This is a genomic window from Streptomyces sp. SGAir0957 (genome assembly GCF_043523415.1).
Genome location: NZ_CP027293.1, coordinates 6,892,018 through 6,908,844, shown reverse-complemented (window position 1 = coordinate 6,908,844; position 16,827 = coordinate 6,892,018). Strand labels below are relative to the sequence as shown.

Sequence of the window (16,827 nt, the reverse complement as noted above, 5' to 3'; positions counted from 1 at the left end):
CCTTGCGAATACGCGGGTACGCGGGGTACGCGGCTACGGGGTTCGCGGCGACGACGGCATGGCTGTGCTCGGGAACGTACGGCCGTGAGGGAGGGGCTCCGGGGGGCTGCCCGGGGGCCGCTATGACGGTACGTTTCGCCCGCTCGGCGCGACAAGACGCGTCTGTTGCGTCTGCGGAGGCGATCCGTTGCGCGTGATACGGGCGCGACGGTGATTCGTTGCGCGGAGCCGAACCGGGGTTCAGGCCGCGGAGCGGACGGCGTTCAGAGCGGGGTTCGGACGGCGTTCAAACCGGGGCTCGGTGCGGGGTTCGATCCGGGGCTCAGACCGGCGAGCCGGACGTGAAGCGGCGCATCAGCGGGGACAGCACGAGCACCGACTTGGTCCGCTCGACGAAGGGCTCCCCCGCGATCCGCTCCAGGACGCGCTCGAAGTGGCGCATGTCGGAGGCGAAGACCTGGACGAGGGCGTCCGCCTCCCCGGTGACGGTGGAGGCGGCGGCGACCTCGGGGTAGCGCTCAAGACCCCGCCGGATCGCGTCCGGCGAGGTGTTGCTGCGGCAGTAGATCTCGATGAACCCCTCGGTCTCCCAGCCGAGCGCGGCCGGGTCGACGCGCACGGTGAAACCGGTGATCGCCCCGGTGGCCCGCAGCCGGTCCACGCGCCGCTTCACGGCGGGCGCGGACAGGCCGACGATCTGGCCGATGTCGGCGTAGGAGCGGCGGGCGTCCTCGGCGAGGGCGTGCACGATGCGTTCGTCGAGATCGTTCAGCAAGGCAGGAGGTTCACTTCTGAGGCTCTGAGGGGGCGGCGGGGGGCTCTGCGGGGGCGGCGAGACGGGAGCGGCGCATCCCGTAGCAGAAGTAGAACACGAGGCCGACGGCCATCCAGACACCGAAGACGATCCAGGTGATGGCGGACAAGCTGCCCATCATCCAGACGCAGAGCGCGAAGCCGATCACGGGAACCAGCGGCGACAGCGGCACCCGGAACGTCCGCTCCATGTCGGGGCGGGTCCGGCGCAGCACGATCACGGCGACGTTGACGAGGGCGAAGGCGAAGAGCGTGCCGATGCTGGTGGCGTCGGCGAGCTGGCCGAGCGGGACGGCGGCGGCGAGCACACCGCAGAACAGGGAGACGAGGACGGTGTTGACGCGCGGCGCCCCGCTCTTGGCGTGGACCTTGGAGAACACCTTCGGCACGAGCCCGTCGCGGCTCATGGCGAACAGGACGCGGGTCTGCCCGTAGAGCACGGTCAGGACGACGGAGGCGATGGCGATGACCGCGCCCGCGGCGAGCAGCGTCGCCCAGAACGACTGGCCCGTGACGTCCTTCATGATCCCGGCGAGCGCGGCCTCGGAGTCGCTGAACTCCTTCCAGGGCCGGGCCCCGACGGCGACCGCGGCGACGAGGACGTACAGCGCGGTGACGATGACGAGGGAGAGCATGATCGCGCGCGGCAGGTCGCGCTGCGGGTTCTTGGCCTCCTCGCCGGCGGTGGAGGCGGCGTCGAAGCCGATGTAGGAGAAGAAGAGCGTGGCGCCCGCGGCGCTGACACCGGCCATGCCGAGCGGCATGAAGTGCTCGTAGTTGCCGGACTGGAAGCCCTTGAGGCCGATGGCGCAGAAGAGCAGCAGCGACACGATCTTCACCGCGACCATGATCGTGTTTGCGCGGGCGGACTCCCGGGCGCCGCCGAGCAGGAACACCATGGCGAGCAGTACCACGATCAGGGCAGGCAGATTGAAGATGCCGCCGTCGCCGGGCGGCGCCGAGAGGACGTCCGGGATGGTGACGCCGATCGTGCCGTCGAGCAGCTCGTTCAGGTATTCGCCCCAGCCGACGGCGACGGCGGCGACGGAGACCCCGTACTCCAGGACCAGGCACCAGCCGCACACCCAGGCGATCAGCTCGCCCATCGTTGCGTATGCGTACGAGTAGGAGGATCCGGCGACCGGGATGGAGCCGGCCAGTTCCGCGTAGGAGAGGGCCGAGAAGAGGGCGGTGAGGCCCGCGATCACGAAGGAGAGCGTGACGGCGGGACCGGCCTTCGGGACGGCTTCGCCGAGGACGACGAAGATGCCGGTGCCGAGCGTGGCGCCGATGCTGATCATGGTCAGCTGCCACAGTCCGAGCGAGCGCCGCAGCTGGCCGCCCTCGCCCTGGCCACCCTCCTCGACCAGCCGCTCCACCGGCTTGCGGCGCATCAGTCGGGCGCCGAGGCCCGCGCTCGCGGACTCGTCGTGGGGGTTGCGCGGGGGTGCGCCGTGGTCGAGCACGGACTGGCTCCTTCATCGCTGCCGGCAGGAGTTCGGGCGGCGCGAGAAGGCGTCTGATCGGTCACACCGCGAACGGGGGATTCGCCGAGCAGCGCGTTCCCGCCGTGCCGCGTACAGCGGATGACTCTAGAGGACGTGCCTTCCCGGCTGTAATGCAGCAACCTTGCGTGCGGCCGGATGATCGTTGCGCGGATCCCCGCTGCGCGGGTGTTCGTTGCGACGTCCGTTTCGTCTGTCGCGTACGCGGTGTGGCCGGGCTCACAGGGGATCATGGGGCGTGAACCCGTGGTTCGCGGGTACGCGGTGGGGCCGTCCCGTACGTCCGGCCGCGGGCCGGGCCGCACGGGCGGGAACGCGGTATGTGCATCATGTGCAGGGTGCACAAGCCGCACGGGAAAGACGCAGAAGGCACGGCGAGGAGAAGGGCGTGAAGAGGGGCTCGTGAGTACCAGCGACACCGACATCCGCGAGGTGCTGCTCGAGGCGCTGCGCGATCAGGAGGGGCAGATCGCCGACCGCTGGACGACGCTCCAGCTGGAGCAGGCGGACCTCGGCGCGGACCTGCCGGTGAGCGAGTTGCGCGAAGAGGCGCACCTGCTCATCGACGCCCTCACCGAGGCCCTCGCCGGTGACCTCCCCGTCGAGCGGCTCGTGTCCGACCACCACGACCTGCGGACGACGGTCACCCAGCTCTCCCTGCGCCGGGTCCGCGCCGGTGCCACCCCCACCGACACCGCGCTCGCCGTCCTCTCCCTCAAGGAGGCGCTCCTCGCGGCGGTGCGGCACACCACCCGCGACACGAGCGAGCTGTTCTCCGCGGCCGTACTGGTCAACCGCATGCTCGACGCCGCGGGCGCCCTCTCGTTCGAGACCTTCGTCGAGGGGCGCGAGGAGATCATCCAGCGGCAGAGCCGGCAGCTGACGGAGCTGTCCACGCCCGTCGTGCAGCTGTGGCGGCACGTGCTCGCCGTCCCCCTGATCGGCACGCTCGACACGGCGCGCACCCAGATCGTCATGGAGTCGCTGCTCCAGGCGATCCAGGACGACGAGGCGAAGATCGCCATCATCGACATCACCGGCGTGGCGACCGTCGACACGGCGGTCGCCCAGCACCTCATGCAGACCGTCAACGCGGTCCGGCTGATGGGCGCGGACTGCGTCATCAGCGGCATCCGGCCGCCCATCGCCCAGACCATCGCCCAGTTGGGGATCGACCTGTCCACCATCCTGACCCGCGCGACGCTGGCCGACGCGCTCGCCGACGCGATGCGCCTGACCGAGCAGCCGGCGGTCGGCCCCGCCCTGACCGGGCCGGCCCGCACGTGACGCCACAGCCGACGCCGCACCCGACCGGCGTTCCCATCCTGCGGCTCGCGGACGTCCTGGTGACCGGGCTCCTCAACGAGCTGGACGACCGCTCCGCGATCGCCTTCACCGAGGAGCTGACCGAGCGGATCGTCGCCGACCGCGCCCGCGGTGTGCTCATCGACATCTCGCGGCTCGAACTGATCGACTCGTTCGTGGCGCGCACCCTGATGGAGCTGACGCACATGGCCCGGCTCCTGGGCGCGCGGGTCATCGTCGCGGGCATGCGGCCCGCCGTCGCGATCACCCTGGTCGAGCTGGGCATCCGGCTGACCGGCGTCGAGACGGCGCTCAACGCCGAACAGGGGCTCAGCGCCCTCGGCTGGCAGCGCACCTTGGAGGGCCCGGGCCGTGACCATGTCCGATGAGCTCGCCCCGCACCCGGTGCGGCACGGCCCCGCGGCCGAGGTGACCCTCCGCCGCGACTACGAGGTCCGCTCGGAGGACGACCTCCTCACGGTGCGGCACGCCGTGCGCGCGGCCACGATCGAGTGCGGCTTCGGCCTCGTCGACCAGACCAGGGTGGTGACCGCCGCGAGCGAACTGGCCCGCAACGCCTTCATCCACGGCGGCGGCGGCACCCTCGCCGTCGAGCTGCTCAAGCGGGGCGGCGCCGTCGGCATCCGTCTCGTCATCCAGGACGAGGGGCCCGGCATCCCGGACCTCGGCGCCGCCCTGACCGACGGCTGGACCTCCGGCAACGGCCTCGGTCACGGTCTCGGCGGGGCCCGGCGGCTGATGGACGAGTTCCAGGTGGAGAGCCGCCCCGGCGCGGGCACGACGGTCACCGTGGTCCGCTGGACGGCGCGGTGACGGCCCACGTCGACGTCGCCGTGACCGCACACGTCGTCGTCGACCACCCCAGTGCCGTGCACCACGCGGCGACCCTGAGCCGGGACGCCGCGCGGGCCGCCGGTCTCGCCGAGACGGCCGTCGAGCGGGCCGTCGTGCTCACCACCGAGCTGGCCGAGAACCTGCTGCGGCACGCCGTCGAGGGCGCGGTCTACGTCCAGCGGCACGGCGAGAAGGGCGGCATCGACGTCATCGCCGCCGACCGCGGGCCCGGCATGGCGCGCCCCGACCGCGCCATGGTCGACGGCTACAGCACCACCGGCACCCTCGGCTCCGGCATGGGCGCGGCCCAGCGCCTCGCCGACGAGCTGACCCTGCGCACCCTGCCGGGCGTCGGCACGCTGATCTGCGCCCGCTTCCACGCGCCCGGCACCCCTCCGGCGGCGGCCGACCTCGGTCTGGTCTGCCTGCCGCTGCGCGGCGAGAAGCTGTGCGGGGACAGCGCGGCCGTGGTGGAGGAGCCCGGCGGCCGCACCGTGGTGGTCGTGGACGGCCTCGGGCACGGCGCCGAGGCGGCCGGGGCCAGCGCCGAGGCCGTGCGCGTGTTCCGGGCCCACCCGGACCGCCCGCTGCCCGAGCTGCTCACGACCATGGACCGCGCGCTGCGGGGCAGCCGCGGCGCCGCCGTCTCCGTGCTGCGCCTGCGGCCCGGTACGGTCGAGCACTGCGGGGTCGGCAACGTACGTCTGCTGCTCGTCGGCCACGCCGGCATCGCCGCCCGCGACACCGGGCAGCCTGGTGTCGTGGGCTGGAACATGCCAAAGCCGCGGGCTCGTACGCTGCCGATGGCCGAGGACAGCGCGGCTGTCCTGCACAGCGACGGCATCGCGCCGCGCTGGGCGGACTCCGCGCCCCCGTTCCTGCTGGGGCTGCCGCCCCGGCTGCTGGCCGCCGCCCTCGGGCACGGCCACCGCTCGGCGCGGGACGACGCGACCGCCCTGGTCTCCGGGGCGGCAAGGAGGAACACATGACCGACCGGGCAGCCGTGCCTGCTCAGCGCTCGACCCACCGCTCGGCGGCCGATCTGCGGGCCGCCGTGCGGGCGCTGGCGGTGACGTTCCGGCTCTCGGCCGAGCTGCGCACCCGGCTCACCCTCTCGGTGGCCCGCGTCGCCGACCCCGAGCTGCGCGCGGGCAGGACCGTCACCCTGGAGTCGGCGTACGAGTGCTCCGCGCACCGGCAGTCCCTGACGGTGCGGCTGCACGCCGCCGGCGCGCCCTGGGCCGCGGCGGCCGTGGAGACGCTGCCGCTGCCCGCCGCGCGCGAGGCCGACACCACGGTGTGGCAGGTGCCGCTGCCGGGCCAGCGCCGCCCCCCGGCCCTGGAGTCCGCCGAGCCCTCCCCCACCGCCCTCCTGGAGGAGGAGCTGCGGGCCGCGGTCGACCGCGCCGAGGCCCTGGAGGCCGACCGGCGCCGCCTCACCCACGAGCTGGACGAGACGAACAGCGGCGTCCTCGCCCTCTACGTCCAGCTGGAGGAGCGCGACGAGCAGCTGCGCCGCGCCCACGGCCAGATGCTGCGCGAGCTGGAGGACGCCCTGCGCCCCGGCCCGATGAAGGTCGACGGGCTCGAACTGGCCATCCACTACGCGCCCGCCGAGAGCGACGCGCCGACCGGCGGCGACCTGTACGACTGGTTCCAGCTGCCCGACGGCACCGTGCACATCACGGTCGTCGACGCGCTCGGCCACGGTCTCACCAGTACCAGCAGCGCCCTGAACGTGACGCACGCCGTGCGCACGCTCGCCCTGGAGGGCCACCCCCTCGAGACGATCGTCGCGCGGACCGACGAGATCCTGCTGCCCTACGACCGCGAGCTGATGGCGACGGTCCTGCTCGCCCGCATCGACCCGGCCACCGGCCACATCGACCTCGCCAACGGCAGCCACCCGCCACCGCTCCTCGTCTCCGACGACGGCAGCGCCCGCTTCCTGGAGGTGCGCGGCCGCGGCGTCGGCTACCCGATGGCCGGCAGCGACCGCCTCTGGCACGAACAGCTCGCCCCGGGCGACCTCCTCGTGCTCTACACGGACGGGCTCACCGAGAGCCGCCGCGACCCCTACGAGGGCGAGCGCAGACTCGTCGAGGCCGCCGTCCGCCACCGCCACCGGCCCACCGAGGACATCCCCGGCGCCCTCGCCGAGGACATGCACACCGTGATCCTGCACCCCGACGACACACTCGCCCTGACCGTACGGAGGAGCCGATGACGCACGCGGCACCCGAGTCCATACCCGACGGGCCGCGTCCGGCGCGGGCCCGTACCGTGACGGACGGTCCCGACGGGCCGGTCATCACGCTCAGCGGCGACCTCGACTACGAGACGGCGCCGGACCTGCTCGCCGAGGTGACGGCGCTCGCCCCGGCGCCCGGCACCACGGTCACCCTCGACCTGTCGGCCGTGCAGTTCTTCGACTCCGGCGGCATCAACGTGCTCCTTCGCGCCCGCGGGCAGCTCCAGGAGCGCGGCGCCGCCCTCGCGGTCAGCCGGGTCTCGCCGGTGGTCGGGCGGATCTTCCGCATCACGGGGCTCGACACCGTCCTGCCGCCCGCGGAGGGCGCGGACCATGAAGATCCGGCGGCGGGGTAGCCGACGACTATGGAGATCGTGGTGGACGGCCCCGTCACGGGGACACAGGCCCGGGGCGCGGCTGCCCGGTTCCTCGCCGAGCACTGTCCGTGGGCCGACGCCGACGCGGTCCTGCTCGTCGTCTCGGAGCTGGTCACCAACGCCTCACGGCACACCGGCACCTTCGCGCGCCTGCACCTGCGGGTCGACGAGGACGGCCTCGCGGTGACGGTGGAGGACGGCGACCCGCGCCCGCCGGTGCCGCGCACGCCCGACATGGGCGGCGGCGGCGGATTCGGCTGGCACATGGTGGAACGGCTCGCCGAGCGGCTCGCGGTGCTCCCGGCGCCCGGCGGCAAACGCATCGAGGCGGCGTGGGCGGCGCCGACCCTGTGACCGGTACCTCCCGCGCCGCCCCTTCAGGACATCAGCTCCAGCTGGCGTGCAGCGGCTTGCCCTCGGCGTAACCGGCGGCGGACTGGATCCCGACGACCGCCCGCTCCTCGAACTCCTCCAGCGAGTTGGCGCCCGCGTAGGTGCAGGACGAGCGGACGCCCGCGATGATCGAGTCGATCAGGTCCTCGACGCCCGGACGCTGCGGGTCGAGGAACATCCGGGAGGTGGAGATGCCCTCCTCGAACAGCGCCTTGCGGGCCCGGTCGTAGGCGGACTCGTCGGAGGTGCGGTTCTTCACGGCGCGCGCGGACGCCATGCCGAAGGACTCCTTGTAGGCGCGGCCCTGCGCGTCGTGCTGGAGGTCGCCCGGGGACTCGTAGGTCCCGGCGAACCAGGAGCCGATCATCACGTTGGACGCGCCCGCGGCGAGCGCCATGGCGACGTCGCGCGGGTGGCGGACACCGCCGTCGGCCCAGACGTGCTTGCCGTACTTCTTCGCCTCGGCGGCGCACTCCAGGACGGCGGAGAACTGCGGGCGGCCGACGCCGGTCATCATGCGGGTGGTGCACATGGCGCCGGGTCCGACACCGACCTTGATGATGTCGGCGCCCGCCTCGATCAGGTCCTTGACGCCCTCGGCGGCGACGATGTTGCCCGCCACGATCGGCACCTGCGGGTCGAGCGCCCGCACGGTCCTGATCGCGCTGATCATCGACTCCTGGTGGCCGTGCGCGGTGTCGATGACGAGCGTGTCGACGCCCGCGTCGAGGAGCTGCTTGGCCTTGCCCGCCACGTCGCCGTTGATGCCGACGGCGGCGGCGATGCGCAGCTTGCCCTCGGCGTCGGTGGCGGGGGTGTAGAGCGTGGCGCGCAGGGCGCCCGTGCGGGTCAGGATGCCGGCGAGCTTGCCGTCCTTGCCGACGGCCGGGGCGTAGCGGCGGTTGGCGCCGTCGAGCTTGTTGAAGGCGTCGCGCGGGTCGATGTCCGCGTCGAGCAGCAGCAGGTCGCGGGACATGACCTCGGACAGCTGGGTGAAGCGGTCGACGCCGGTCAGGTCCTCGTCGGTAACGACACCGACGGGGCGCAGCTCGTCGTCGACGACCACGCCCGCGTTGTGCGCGCGCTTGGGAAGCAGCGCGAGGGCGTCGGCGACCGTCTGGCCCGGCGCGAGGATGATCGGGGTGTCGAGCACCAGGTGGCGGGTCTTGACCCAGGAGATGACCTCGGTGACGACCTCGATCGGGATGTCCTGCGGAATGACGACGAGGCCGCCGCGGCGGGCCAGGGTCTCGGCCATGCGGCGCCCGGCGATCGCGGTCATGTTGGCGACGACCAGCGGGATCGTGGTGCCCGTACCGTCCGGCGAGGAGAGGTCCACGGCCTGGCGGGAGCCGACGGCGCTCCGGCTCGGCACCATGAAGACGTCGTCGTACGTCAGGTCGTACGCGGGCTTGATGTCATTGAGGAAACGCACGTGCGGACATCCCAGTCGGTAGAAGGGGTCCCCTGGAGGAACCCTCCGGGGCACAAAGCACGTACTTCATTTTCCCACGGGCGCGTCGAAGCCGTCTCCGGGCCGAACCTCCCAAGGTCGGCGGCCCGGCTCGGACGATCATCCAAGGTGGGCCGGTCAGCCGAGGCGCAGCTCGACGGCGGGCGCCTCGGCGAACACCGCCCGGGCCGTCGCCCAGTCCTGCGGGCACCGCTCGGCGAACGCCTCCCAGCCGGTCACGACGAGCACGAGCCGGCGCCCGCGCAACACGTCGGCCAGCGCGTCCCAGTTCCGCCCGAACCAGTCCGGCAGGGCGAGCGCGACGGCGCAGCGCTCCATGAACGCGGCCTTGTCCCCGGCCCCCTCCAGGCCGAGCACGACCCTGTCAGTCATCCGGGTCCGTGCGCTGGAGCGCGGGGCGCGGCGTGGACCCGGCGGCGAGCAGGAAGTCGGCCGCGGCGGTGTCGGTGACCAGGCTGGTCACGAGCCCCGAGCGGAGTACGGCGTCGATGGCGGCGGCCTTGCGCTGGCCGCCCGCGATGGCGACGACCTCCGGTATCCGCCGCAGCCGGTCCGCCTCGACCGTGATGCACCGCTCGCCGAGGTCCCGGCCGACGCGGCGGCCCTGGGCGTCGAAGAGGTGCGCGGACATCTCGGCGGCGACACCGAGGGACGCGTAGTGGGCGCGCTCCTCGTCGCTGAGCATGTCGTGCACGGTGGAGATGCCGGGCTCCCACGAGCCGATCGACACACAGGCGACGGTGACCTTGTCGAAGTACTCGAAGGCGCGGGCGATACCGGTCTGGTTGCGCAGCGCGGTCGCGGTGGCGGCGTCGGGGAGCAGCATGGGCGCGTAGATGGGGTGCGCGTCGCCGCCGGAGACCTGCGCGGCCCGGCGGACGGCCTCGACCGAGCCGCGCTCGGCGGTCCCGGCGTCGTACACGCCCGTGAGCTGCACGACGGTGCACGGCGGGAGCCGGTCGAGGGCGGCGGCCATGTGGATGGTGGAGCGGCCCCAGGCGAGGCCGAGGACATCGCCCTCGGTCACCAGTTCGCCGAGGAGATCGGCGGCGACCTCGCCGAGGTTCTCCGGGTCGGGCGACTCCTCGGCCTCGGCGGGCGACTCGACGACGACCGCGTGCCGCAGGCCGTAACGGGCGCGCAGCGCGTCGGAGCGCTCGGCGTCCAGCTCGGCCGGGACCCGGATCTCGATGCGTACGAGATCCCGCTCCAGGGCCGTCTCCAGGACCCGGGCCACCTTGAAGCGGCTGACGCCGAACTCCTCGGCGATCTGGATCTTGGACTTGCCCTCTAGGTAGAAGCGACGGGCCATGGCCGCCGCCTGCACCAGCTCCGCGGGTCCCATCCGCAGGGCTGACCGACCTGCCGATGATGCGGACACGGCGATCTCCTCACTGCTCTTCTGCTCTTCTGCACGACTCACTGCGTTCACAACCTGGATACGCGGCTCATCCTCGCAGATCCTTCGGGCTTGATCAGCCCTGATGACGGGCGTTCACGTATCCGTGGCTCAGTGGTCGCACGCCCAGGGCGCGGCTGCCGTGGCGCTCTCCGCCTGGGTGCGCAATGCACGTACCGCTTCCGCCGGGTCGTCGGCGCCATAGACCGCCGAGCCCGCGACGAAGACGTCCGCGCCCGCCTCGGCGCACCGCTCGATCGTCTTGGCGGAGACGCCGCCGTCGACCTGGAGCCACAGTTCGAGGCCGTGCTTGGCGATGAGCTGCCGGGTCCTGCGGATCTTGGGCAGCATGATGTCGAGGAACGCCTGGCCGCCGAAGCCCGGCTCGACCGTCATGATCAGCAGCATGTCGAGCTCGGGGAGCAGATCCTCGTACGGCTCGATCGGCGTCGCGGGCTTCAGCGCCATGGAGGCGCGGGCGCCCTTGGCGCGGATCTCGCGCGCGAGGCGGACCGGGGCCCCGGCCGCCTCCGCGTGGAAGGTGACGGAACCCGCACCCGCTTCGACGTACTGCGGCGCCCACTGATCGGGGTTCTCGATCATCAGATGGCAGTCCAGCGGGGTGTCCGTCGCCCGCGCCAGCGACTCTACGACCGGCACCCCGAGCGTGAGGTTGGGGACGAAGTGGTTGTCCATGACATCGACATGGAGCCAGTCGGCGCCCTCGACGGCCTTTGCCTCGTCGGCGAGGCGCGCGAAGTCCGCGGACAGGATGCTGGGGTTGATCTGAGCCATGCCCCCACCCTGCCATGGACCGGGCCCTCCCTCCGCCCCGGCCGGGACCCCCGGCCGGAACCGATGCCGAGCCGTGCCCTCCCGTGCCATGGTGGGCCGCCTGAGGGCCGCGACGACACGTTCGACGACACGTTCAGGGATATGGACAGATCACCGCGCACGACGCAGCGGGGGGCGCGCCATGGCGGACGTACAGACCGATGCCCGGACCACGAAGCCCGCACCGCGGCGCGGCGTCGCCTGGCTGGTGTGCGGGCGGCGCAGCAAATGGCTGGTGCTCCTGCTGTGGCTGGTGATCCTGGTCGGGGTGGCACCGCTCGCCCAGAAACTCACCGACGCGCAGGACAACGACGCCCAGTCGTGGCTGCCGGGCTCGGCCGAGTCGACCCAAGTGCTCGACCTCTCCAAGGACTTCAGGCCGGAGACCATCCCCGCGATCGTCGTCTACGCGCGCGAGGGCGGACTCACCGTGGCGGACCGGGCCCGGATCGCCGCCGACGCCCGCCGGCTCCGGCAGCTCGACGACCACGGCCTGCGCGGCGCACAGACCGTCGGCCCCGTCCTCGACAAGCGGGTGGGCCCGTCCGCCGCGCAGATCGCCGTACCCATCACGATGGACGAGAAGGGCTGGGAGCGGATCGCGCCCGCGGTCGACTCCATCCGGGACAGGACCGGCACGTCGGTGGACGGCCTCACGATCCACATCACGGGCCCCGGCGGCACGTCGGCGGACTTCTCGAAGGCGTTCGAGGGCATCGACTCGACCCTGCTGCTCTCCGCGCTCGGCATCGTCATCGTGATCCTGCTCTTCACCTACCGCAGCCCCACCTTGCTGATCGTGCCGGTGGTGAGCGTGGTGGCGGCCCTGTTCACCGCGCAGGCGCTCATCTACCTCCTCGCCACGCACGCGGGCCTGACGGTGAACGGGCAGAGCGCGGGCATCCTCACCGTCCTCGTGTTCGGCGCGGGGACGGACTACGCGCTGCTCCTGGTCGCCCGGTACCGGGAGGAGCTGCGCCGCCACGAGGACCGGCACGAGGCGATGGCGCTGGCCCTGCACCGGGCGGGCCCCGCGGTCCTCGCCTCCGGCGCGACCGTCGTCTGCAGCATGCTGGTGCTGCTCACCGCCGAGATGAACTCCACGCGCGGCCTCGGCCCGGTCGCCGCGATCGGCGTCGCCATCGGCCTCCTCGCCATGCTGACCCTGTTCCCCGCCCTGCTCGTAGTGTTCGGGCGCTGGCTGTTCTGGCCGGTCGTGCCGCACCTGGGCTCGGCCGAACCCACCGAGCGCGGCGTCTGGTCGCGGATCGGCCGGCGCATCGCGCACCGCCCGCGCCTGGTGTGGTCCGCGACGGCGATCGCCCTGGCCGTCCTCTCCCTCGGCCTGCTGCAACTGCGGGCGGAGGGCATCAGCAACGCCGACTCGTTCACGGACAAGCCGGACTCGATCAAGGGCCAGGAGATCTCCGAGAAGTACTTCCCGGCGGGCACGGGCGACCCGCTCGTCATCATCGCCAACAGCGAGCGGGGCGGGCAGGTGCGGCGCGCGGTCGCCACCACCGACGGTGTCGTGGCCCGGAGCATCACCGTCCCGCCCGGCACCGCGCGCGAGCACGACGGGCGGATCCTGTTCGAGGCGACGACCACGGCACCGTCCGACAGCCAGGCGGCAAGGGACACCGTGCAGCGGGTGCGGGACGCGGTGCACGCCGTACCGGACGCGGACGCTCGGGTGGGCGGCGGCTCGGCGACCCTGCTCGACATGGACCGCGCGACCGCCCACGACAACGAACTGGTGATCCCGCTGGTCCTGGTGGTCGTGCTGCTGATCCTCGGGCTGCTGCTGCGCGCCGTGATCGCACCCTTGCTGCTCATCGGGACGGTCGTGCTGTCCTTCGCCGCGGCGCTCGGCGTGAGCGCGCTCGCCTTCCGCCATCTCTTCGACTACGCGGGCGAGTCGACGGACTTCCCCCTGTTCGTCTTCGTGTTCCTGGTGGCGCTCGGCATCGACTACAACATCTTCCTGACCACCCGCATCCGCGAGGAGGCCGCCCGTCAGGGCACCAGGGCCGGCGTCGTCACGGGCCTGTCCGCGACCGGCGCGGTGATCACCTCGGCGGGCCTGGTCCTCGCCGGCACGTTCCTCGCCCTGGGCACGCTGCCCATGGTGGCCTTCGCCGAGATCGGCTTCGCGGTGGCGCTCGGCGTCCTCCTGGACACGTTCATCGTGCGCTCGGTCCTGGTGACGGCGCTGTTCCTGGACGCCGGGCCACGCGTGTGGTGGCCCAGCGCCCTCGCCAGGACCTCAGGCGGTGCGCCGGATCAGCGCTAGGTACATCGCGTCGGTGCCGTGCAGGTGCGGCCACAACTGCACGTCGGGCCCGTCACCCACGGCGGGCACACCCTCCAGGAAGGGCCGCGCGTCCACGAGTTCGGTCCCGCCGACGGACTTGCGCACGTCGTCGACGACGGCCCGGGTCTCCGCCAGGTGCGGCGAGCAGGTCGCGTAGCCGACGACACCGCCGACCCGCACGGACTCGAGCGCCATCCGAAGCAGCGAGCGCTGGAGCGGCGCGAACCCCTCCAGATCCTGCGGGCGGCGCCGCCAGCGCGCCTCGGGCCGCCGCCGCAGGGCGCCGAGCCCCGTGCAGGGCACGTCCACCAGGACCCGGTCGAAGGTGCCCGGCCCCCACGGCGGCCGGGTCCCGTCGGCGGCGATCACCTGGTAAGGCCCCAGGTTCCCGTGCAGCGCCTTCGCGACGAGCCCCGCGCGGTGCGGCTGCTTCTCGGCGGCGAGCAGCGTCGCCCCGCGCCCGGCGGCGAGCCCGGCGAGCATCGCTGCCTTGCCGCCGGGGCCCGCGCACCCGTCGAGCCACTTCTCGTCCCGGCCCTCCACGGGCACGTTCGCGAGTGCGAGGGCGACGAGCTGACTGCCCTCGTCCTGCACCCCGGCCCGGCCCGAGCGCACGACGTCGAGCGCGCCCGGCTCCCCGCCCTCGGTGAGCCGGACGGCGTACGGGGACCAGCGGCCCGGGAGGCCGGACTCCTCGCCGACCTCGGCCAGCACGTCATCGGCGGTGATCCGCCCGGGGCGCGCCACGAGTGTCACCTCGGGCCGCTCGTTGTCCGCCTCGAGGAGGTCCTCGATCCCGGCGCGGCCGCCGCCGAGCGAGTCCCACAGCGCGGAGACGATCCATCGCGGATGCGAATGCACCACGGAGAGATGTTCCTCGGGGTCCTCGTCGTAGGGCGGCGCGACCTTGTCGAGCCAGGTGTCGAGATCGTGCTGGGACACCTTGCGCAGCACGGCGTTGACGAACTTGGCGCGGCCGTCGCCGAGCACGACCCGGGCCAGCTCCACGGAGGCGGAGACCGCCGCGTGGGTCGGGATGCGTGTCCCGAGCAGCTGGTGCACGCCCATGTTCAGGACGTCGAGCACCGGCGGGTCGACCTCGCGCAGCGGCCGGTCGATGCAGGCCGCCACGATCGCGTCGTAGGTGCCCTGGCGGCGCAGCGTCCCGTACACCAGCTCGGTGGCGAGCGCCGCGTCCCGGCCGTCGAACTTCTCCGGGCCCTCCTTCTCCCGCGCCTTGCGCAGCAGCGGCGGCAGCACGAGGTTGGCGTAGGCGTCCCGCTCGTCGACCGCGCGCAGCGCCTCGAACGCGAGGATGCGCACCGCGTCCTTCTTCGGGCGGCGGTGGGGTCTGCCGGGCTTACCGGACCTGCCGGGCTGCTGGGGACGGCGGTTCGACGGGGTCGGCTGGTCGCTCAAAAGTGCTCCGCTGGTGGGGTCGTACATGGAGTACGCAGAGGTCGTACGGGCGTACCTGGTGCGCGTACGCCGAAAGGAACCCTCCCAGCGTACGTGCAGGCCACGGGTGTCCGGGCGGCGGCTCAGCCGAGCTGTTCGCCGGACGTGACGCGGACCCCGCGCGCCCAGTCGGCGGCGGCCATCGGCTTCTTGCCCTGGGCCTGCACCCAGAGCAGCTCGACGGCGTGCGAGCCGGTGCCCACGTACAGGTTCTTCTTGCCGACGCCCAGCTCGCCCGGGGCCAGGTCGGTGCGGTCGGGGGCGAGCACGGCGGTGCGCACCTTCAGGCGCTCGCCGCGGAACTCGGTCCACGCGCCGGGCGCGGGCGTGCAGCCGCGCACCACCCGGTCGACGCGGAGCGCGGGCGCGGCCCAGTCGATCCGGGCGTCCTCGACGGTGATCTTCGGGGCGAGGGAGACGCCGTCGGCGGGCTGCGGCACCGCCTTGAGCGCGCCGTCCTCGATGCCGTCCATCGTGGCGACGAGCAGCCCGGAGCCCGCGAAGGCGAGCCGGGTCAGCAGGTCGCCGCTGGTGTCCGTGGGGCGGACCCGCTCGGTCACCGTGCCGTAGACGGGCCCGGAGTCCAGGCCCTCCTCGATGAGGAAGGTGGAGGCGCCGGTGATCTCGTCGCCCGCCATGATCGCGTGCTGCACGGGGGCCGCGCCGCGCCAGGCGGGCAACAGGGAGAAGTGCAGGTTCACCCAGCCGTGGGCGGGCACGTCGAGCGCGACCTTCGGGAGCAGCGCGCCGTAGGCGACGACCGGGCAGCAGTCGGGGCCGATCTCGCGCAGCCGGGCGAGGAAGTCCTCGTCGCGCGGCCGGGCCGGCTTGAGCACCTCGATGCCGGCCTCCTCGGCCCGCTCGGCGACCGGGCTCGCGACGAGGCGGCGGCCACGGCCCGCGGGCGCGTCGGGCCGGGTGACGACGGCGGCGACCTCGTGCCGGTCGGAGGCGATCAGTGCGTCCAGAGCGGGAACGGCGACCTCGGGGGTGCCGGCGAAGACGAGCTTCATCGGTGGCTAACGGCCTCTCGGGGCAGGGTCACGGGCAGCGCACCAGTCTATGGGGCGCGCGCCGGAACACGCGCCCCGCACGGGAACGGATACACCGCAACAGCGTGACCCCTCACAGGATGGCGCGTTGGTCAAGAAAGAGTTGACCAGACCAGGGGTCGTGCTCACTCCATCGTCAGCGGAAGCTGTCGCTTGCTGCGTGCGCGGCCCGACCGTTCTCATTCGCCGGTTCGAGAGGCTTGTACATGGCCGACCACGCAACCCACGACGCCCAGGCACGGGCCAGCCTGCACCTGCTGGTGCGGGACATCGAGCGGGTCCGCCGGCAGGTGGACGCGTTGCGCACCCTCACCGCACAGCTCGGCAACGTCTACCGGCCGCGCCGCTCCGGCCCCGCCGCCGGCTTCGTCGTCTACGGGCGGGCGCCCGCACCGACCGTCCGCCTCGCCCAGGAGCTGCGGGACAGTGTCGAGACCCTGGTGACCGCGGCCGTGGACTTCGACCGTTCGCTGGGTTTCTCCTGGGACGCCGTGGGCTCCGCCCTCGGCGTCACCAAGCAGGCGGTCCACCGCCGGTACGGGGCCCGCAGGGCGGTCGCCCAGGCGGCTGCCGACGCCGAGCGCGCCGGCGACACGCCCACCTCGCAGCGCCCCGCCCTGCCGCTGGCCACGGGCCCGCTGCCGTCGGTGCCGGCCGCCCGCGCCATGCCGACCCAGCCGACCGCGGGCAGCCAGGGCCTGCGCGACGAGGTCCGGCCGAACGCCTTCCCCGGCCCGCGCAACGGTTGACGCCGCACGCTCCTCGCTGCCTCCCCGCACACCGGCGGGGAGGCAGCG

General features: G+C 73.1%; 17 protein-coding genes. 9 read left to right on the top strand and 8 right to left on the bottom strand.

Features of this window, described 5'->3' with window-relative positions; all coding sequences use genetic code 11:
• Positions 1-322: 322 nt before the first annotated feature.
• Positions 323-775, bottom strand: coding sequence for an Lrp/AsnC family transcriptional regulator (locus tag C1N81_RS36180; RefSeq protein ID WP_361079730.1), 453 nt, complete (start codon positions 773-775; stop codon positions 323-325).
• A gap of 10 nt (positions 776-785) precedes the next feature.
• Positions 786-2,279, bottom strand: coding sequence for an amino acid permease (locus C1N81_RS36175; RefSeq protein ID WP_394435581.1), 1,494 nt, complete (start codon positions 2,277-2,279; stop codon positions 786-788).
• A gap of 441 nt (positions 2,280-2,720) precedes the next feature.
• On the opposite strand from C1N81_RS36175, the gene C1N81_RS36170 reads away from it, so the two are divergent.
• The 7 genes from C1N81_RS36170 to C1N81_RS36140 are packed head-to-tail and all read left to right on the top strand — an operon-like array spanning position 2,721 to position 7,460.
• Positions 2,721-3,605: an STAS domain-containing protein gene (locus C1N81_RS36170; protein WP_394435579.1), complete on the top strand. Its 885-nt coding sequence runs from the start codon at positions 2,721-2,723 to the stop codon at positions 3,603-3,605.
• Positions 3,602-4,012 carry an STAS domain-containing protein gene (locus C1N81_RS36165; RefSeq protein WP_394435577.1) on the top strand — a complete coding sequence of 137 codons (411 nt, stop codon included), beginning with the start codon at positions 3,602-3,604 and terminating at the stop codon, positions 4,010-4,012. The genes C1N81_RS36170 and C1N81_RS36165 overlap by 4 nt, the downstream gene beginning before the upstream one ends.
• Positions 4,002-4,457: an ATP-binding protein gene (locus tag C1N81_RS36160; RefSeq protein ID WP_394438462.1), complete on the top strand. Its 456-nt coding sequence runs from the start codon at positions 4,002-4,004 to the stop codon at positions 4,455-4,457. The genes C1N81_RS36165 and C1N81_RS36160 overlap by 11 nt, the downstream gene beginning before the upstream one ends.
• Positions 4,454-5,467, top strand: a complete 1,014-nt coding sequence (locus C1N81_RS36155) for a SpoIIE family protein phosphatase (RefSeq protein ID WP_394435576.1) — start codon at positions 4,454-4,456, stop codon at positions 5,465-5,467. The genes C1N81_RS36160 and C1N81_RS36155 overlap by 4 nt, the downstream gene beginning before the upstream one ends.
• Positions 5,464-6,705, top strand: a complete 1,242-nt coding sequence (locus C1N81_RS36150) for a PP2C family protein-serine/threonine phosphatase (RefSeq protein WP_394435575.1) — start codon at positions 5,464-5,466, stop codon at positions 6,703-6,705. Before C1N81_RS36155 ends, C1N81_RS36150 begins: the two co-directional genes overlap by 4 nt.
• Positions 6,702-7,085 (top strand): STAS domain-containing protein, encoded by a 384-nt coding sequence (locus C1N81_RS36145; protein WP_394435573.1) that lies wholly within the window; start codon positions 6,702-6,704, stop codon positions 7,083-7,085. Before C1N81_RS36150 ends, C1N81_RS36145 begins: the two co-directional genes overlap by 4 nt.
• A 9-nt stretch (positions 7,086-7,094) precedes the next feature.
• Positions 7,095-7,460: an ATP-binding protein gene (locus C1N81_RS36140; protein ID WP_394435572.1), complete on the top strand. Its 366-nt coding sequence runs from the start codon at positions 7,095-7,097 to the stop codon at positions 7,458-7,460.
• Positions 7,461-7,491: 31 nt separating this feature from the next.
• Here C1N81_RS36140 and C1N81_RS36135 read toward each other — a convergent pair whose 3' ends face one another.
• From C1N81_RS36135 to rpe, 4 genes are all read right to left on the bottom strand, one after another.
• Positions 7,492-8,934, bottom strand: a complete 1,443-nt coding sequence (locus C1N81_RS36135) for a GuaB1 family IMP dehydrogenase-related protein (protein ID WP_394435571.1) — start codon at positions 8,932-8,934, stop codon at positions 7,492-7,494.
• Positions 8,935-9,090: 156 nt separating this feature from the next.
• Positions 9,091-9,345 carry a barstar family protein gene (locus C1N81_RS36130; protein ID WP_394435570.1) on the bottom strand — a complete coding sequence of 85 codons (255 nt, stop codon included), beginning with the start codon at positions 9,343-9,345 and terminating at the stop codon, positions 9,091-9,093.
• Complete coding sequence (locus C1N81_RS36125; protein WP_394438460.1) at positions 9,338-10,318, bottom strand: sugar-binding transcriptional regulator; 981 nt, start codon at positions 10,316-10,318, stop codon at positions 9,338-9,340. The genes C1N81_RS36130 and C1N81_RS36125 overlap by 8 nt, the downstream gene beginning before the upstream one ends.
• Positions 10,319-10,483: 165 nt before the next feature.
• Entirely contained in the window at positions 10,484-11,167 is a 684-nt protein-coding gene (gene rpe, locus C1N81_RS36120; protein ID WP_394435568.1) for a ribulose-phosphate 3-epimerase, read from the bottom strand.
• 181 nt (positions 11,168-11,348) lie between these two features.
• On the opposite strand from rpe, the gene C1N81_RS36115 reads away from it, so the two are divergent.
• On the top strand, positions 11,349-13,499 hold the full coding sequence (locus C1N81_RS36115) for an MMPL family transporter (RefSeq protein WP_394435567.1): 2,151 nt from the start codon (positions 11,349-11,351) through the stop codon (positions 13,497-13,499).
• Here C1N81_RS36115 and C1N81_RS36110 read toward each other — a convergent pair.
• The gene (locus C1N81_RS36110) at positions 13,473-14,939 is read right to left on the bottom strand and encodes an RsmB/NOP family class I SAM-dependent RNA methyltransferase (protein ID WP_394435566.1); all 1,467 of its coding nucleotides are present in this window, start codon (positions 14,937-14,939) and stop codon (positions 13,473-13,475) included. The genes C1N81_RS36115 and C1N81_RS36110 overlap by 27 nt on opposite strands.
• Before the next feature lie 122 nt (positions 14,940-15,061).
• Positions 15,062-15,991, bottom strand: coding sequence for a methionyl-tRNA formyltransferase (gene fmt / locus C1N81_RS36105; RefSeq protein ID WP_394435564.1), 930 nt, complete (start codon positions 15,989-15,991; stop codon positions 15,062-15,064).
• 245 nt (positions 15,992-16,236) lie between these two features.
• Here fmt and C1N81_RS36100 point away from each other — a divergent pair, with 245 nt between their 5' ends.
• Entirely contained in the window at positions 16,237-16,779 is a 543-nt protein-coding gene (locus C1N81_RS36100; RefSeq protein ID WP_394435563.1) for a hypothetical protein, read from the top strand.
• The last annotated feature ends 48 nt before the right edge of the window (positions 16,780-16,827 follow it).

Excerpts from the sequence above, each read along its gene's own strand:
- C1N81_RS36100 (WP_394435563.1), top strand. The coding sequence starts at position 16,237 with ATGGCCGACCACGCAACCCACGACGCCCAGGCACGGGCCAGCCTGCAC.
- rpe (WP_394435568.1), bottom strand. The coding sequence starts at position 11,167 with ATGGCTCAGATCAACCCCAGCATCCTGTCCGCGGACTTCGCGCGCCTC.
- C1N81_RS36115 (WP_394435567.1), top strand. The coding sequence starts at position 11,349 with ATGGCGGACGTACAGACCGATGCCCGGACCACGAAGCCCGCACCGCGG.
- C1N81_RS36130 (WP_394435570.1), bottom strand. The coding sequence starts at position 9,345 with ATGACTGACAGGGTCGTGCTCGGCCTGGAGGGGGCCGGGGACAAGGCC.
- fmt (WP_394435564.1), bottom strand. The coding sequence starts at position 15,991 with ATGAAGCTCGTCTTCGCCGGCACCCCCGAGGTCGCCGTTCCCGCTCTG.
- C1N81_RS36150 (WP_394435575.1), top strand. The coding sequence starts at position 5,464 with ATGACCGACCGGGCAGCCGTGCCTGCTCAGCGCTCGACCCACCGCTCG.
- C1N81_RS36125 (WP_394438460.1), bottom strand. The coding sequence starts at position 10,318 with ATGGGACCCGCGGAGCTGGTGCAGGCGGCGGCCATGGCCCGTCGCTTC.
- C1N81_RS36140 (WP_394435572.1), top strand. The coding sequence starts at position 7,095 with ATGGAGATCGTGGTGGACGGCCCCGTCACGGGGACACAGGCCCGGGGC.
- C1N81_RS36145 (WP_394435573.1), top strand. The coding sequence starts at position 6,702 with ATGACGCACGCGGCACCCGAGTCCATACCCGACGGGCCGCGTCCGGCG.
- C1N81_RS36160 (WP_394438462.1), top strand. The coding sequence starts at position 4,002 with ATGTCCGATGAGCTCGCCCCGCACCCGGTGCGGCACGGCCCCGCGGCC.